Source organism: Winogradskyella sp. A2 (assembly GCF_046762865.1).
GTDB lineage: Bacteria > Bacteroidota > Bacteroidia > Flavobacteriales > Flavobacteriaceae > Winogradskyella.
In genome coordinates, this window is sequence record NZ_JBKQXM010000001.1 from 549680 (window position 1) to 553392 (window position 3713).

Sequence of the window (3713 nt, forward strand, 5' to 3'; positions counted from 1 at the left end):
ACGATGTGATCAGTACCCTAGGGGTTTCGGCAAGTGGTGGAAACCCAGCTGCTAACTTCACTTATGCTATATCAGGACAACCTGAAGGTATAGTTATAGATTCAAACACAGGTGTGATTTCTGGCACTGTAAGTGCTAACGCTGTTATTGGTGGTCCCAATAACGATGGACTGCATCAGGTAACGGTAACAGTGAGTAAACCAGGCTCTGAATCCGTGGACATTAACTTTAATTGGACGGTTACGGGTCCTCAGCTACCTCTTACATTGGATGCGATTGAAGATCAACAAGATACGGTTGGAGATTTTGTTTCACTACAGTCAAATGCCACAGGAGGAGATACGAGTCAACCAATTGTTTATTCGATTTCAGGCCAACCACTAGGTTTGGATATCGATGCAAGTTCTGGAGAAATAAATGGAATTATTGACATTGATGCTCATATTGGAGGAACGAATAGTGATGGGATATATCAAGTCACACTAACTGCTGATAGATTGGGTTCTACCAGTGCTCAACAACAATTTACTTGGACCATAAATAATATTTCTTGTGCTTGGAATGATTTAGCAGATGCAAATGTTAGCCGTTTTCAAAGTAGAAATGCAATTGTTGGCGACAAATTATATGTTATGGGTGGTTGGCTACAAGGTATCAATGCTAGTGATGATTTGGATATTTATGATATTACTAATGACACATGGAGCTTAGGTTCAGATTTGCCAGAACCACTAACGCATATGGGTATTATAACTACAAATGAAGAGATTTGGTTAATAGGTGGTTGGTTAGGGGACTATAATGCTACACTTTCTCAAACAAACAAGGTAAGAATATATAATACAATAACCAATTCATGGAGTGATGGTCCAGACCTTCCAAACGCTATTGGTTCTTGTTCTGCAACTATAAATAATAATATAATTCATCTAATTGGTGGGTTAGAAGCAGATCTTCAGACAGATATTTCAGATCACTATGTTCTTGATTTAAATAATATTAATGCTGGATGGACTAATGCTGCACCATTACCAAGACCTAGAAATCACCATAGTGTTCAATCTTTAAATGGACTTATTTATGTTGTTGGTGGACAAGAAGGTCATGAAGGTACTGTTATACGTACAGATTATGTCGATGTATACGATCCAAATACGGATTCATGGGCTATTCTAGCAGATCTTCCAACTACTCGATCTCATGTTGAACCCGGAACACTGGTTCATAATAATAAGATTATTGTAGTTGGTGGTAGAGAAGATAACATTATTAGTGACGAGGTTACGCAATACGATCCGGTTACTAATGAATGGACAGAGCTTTGTAATCTGCCAAACAATAGAATGGCTCCTGTTGCAAAGGTTTATCAAAATAGATTAATTGTTTCAAGTGGAGGTATTAATGGTACATCCAATTTAGTTCCAACGACTCAATATCTACAATTGGTTCCTAGTACAGTCATTACCGTTAATAGTTTGGCAAATCAAGTAAATCAATCAAATGATGACATTGGAATAATACCTGTAGTAACTTCAGGAGGAAGTCCTAATTTAGATTTTTCATACAGTATTATTGGGCAACCAGATGGGGTTATAATTGATTCTAATACGGGCGAAATTTCTGGTACTGTAGATTCTACAGCACTTTCAGGAGGTCCAAATTCTGATGGTCTTCATTTTGTTACTGTTACAGTAAGCAAACTAGGCTCTAATGATGAACAGATTGATTTTACTTGGAATATTACCGATGTGGTTTGGCAAGTAAAGGGTGAGGTAGAAAATTATTCTGAAAGACACGAATGTTCCTTCTTACATATAGGTGATAAATTTGCACTCATAGGCGGAAGAGAAACCAGCAATGTAGATATTTTTGATTTCAATCAAGGTGTATGGAATCCCTCTGTAAGCACTGCTCCAAATACATTAAATCATTTTCAAGGGGTTTATTATCAAGGTTTTGTATGGGTTATAGGAGCTTTTGATGGCGGTAATTCTGTATTTCCAAACGATCCTATTGCTGATCATGTTTGGTTGTTTGATACTACTACTAATGAATGGATTGAAGGTCCGGAGATTCCTGAAGCAAGACAAAGAGGGTCTGCAGGTTTAGTAATGTACAATGATAAGTTTTATCTAATAGGTGGAAATACATTGGGACATAGTGGTGGATTTGTGCCTTGGTTTGATGAATATAATCCAAAAACTGGAGTATGGACAACCTTGATGGATGCGCCTAATGCAAGAGATCATTTTCAAGCTACATTAGTTGGAGATAAAATTTATGTGATTGGTGGTGCACAAACTGATCAGCCAAGTTCTAGTTATGTTGAGGAAGTAGACGTTTATGATTTTTCAACAGGTATTTGGTCAACTTTAATTAATAAAGATTTGCCTACACCAAGAGATGGTGCTTCAATAGCTATTTTTAACAATGACATTATTGTTATGGGTGGTGGGGACGAAGACCAGAACTTAAGTGGTGGAGTTTTTGTTAAAGGAACACGCGAAATTACTGAAGCCTTTGATATTGAAACTGAGACATGGTACAAGTTGCCAGACATGAATTTTGGGCATAGGTCAACGCAAGCTATAGTATCTGGAAATGGAATCCATATTTTGGCTGGACTTGCTTCAGGAGGAGCTCCACAGAAAAAAATGGAGTATTATGGTGTAGATAACCCATCGGGTAATCCAATTTTAGGCAGTCAGCTTTCTGTACCAAGTCTAGTTACTGTAGCGAGCGAAGGCAATTCAGATTTTAATATAGATGTGCTTGGTGGTGATACAGGAATATTCATCACTTCAATGGAAATTATTGGAACAAATGCATCCGATTTCAGTATTTCATCAGGAGAAATAACTAATGGATTATTAAGCTCTGGAACTTCCCATATAATAAATATTTCATTAAGCGGAACAGGTGATAATAGAACTGCCAATTTAATTATTAATTATAGTAATTCACAAACAGCAACAGTTAACTTAACAAATTCACCTTTAACAAACCCAGGTGATCAAAGTAATTTTCTTGGAGAAATTGTATCCTTACAAATAGATGTAGTTGATAATGGTAGTACATATTCTTTTACTGCATCAGATTTACCGGAAGGATTAACTATTGATGAGTCAACAGGTTTAATTTCGGGAACGGTAACTGGGGTAATTTTAAATAGTCCTTACACCACAAGAGTTGCAATTGAAGACATATCAACTTCTTTAGAAGTTTCTTTTGTGAATTTTCAGTGGGAGGTGTTAGATCCAACCATTTTAATATTAGAAGATATTTCTGAACAAAGTAGTTCTGTTGGAGAAACGGTCATGTTTTCCGCAATGGCCACTGGTGGTGATGAGGCATTTCCAATGGTTTATACAATAAATGGACAACCACAGGGAGTATCAATTGATAATTCAACAGGAGAGATTACAGGGACTATTGATTTATTAGCAGATACAGGAGGCCCAAATAGTGATGGTATATATTTAGTAACTGTTACAGCTAGTAGGCAAGGATCATCGGATGTTCAAGTACAGTTTTCTTGGACTGTTTCAAACATTCCTATAGACCTACCATGGGTTGAGGATTTTGAAGATTTGGCAGATGGCACAACGATAGATACGGGCGATACGGCATGGAGTACGTCAATTGACCAGGGTGTCTGGGATGTACAGGGCGGAACACTCTTGCTGTCATCGGTCAGTAGCGGTAGCACGGCC

General features: G+C 37.5%; 1 protein-coding gene. It reads left to right on the forward strand.

The genetic code is table 11. The features are described from left to right. Positions 1-3713: kelch repeat-containing protein (locus ACFWV9_RS02395; protein ID WP_411893634.1), on the forward strand; the 3713-nt coding region annotated here is incomplete at both ends.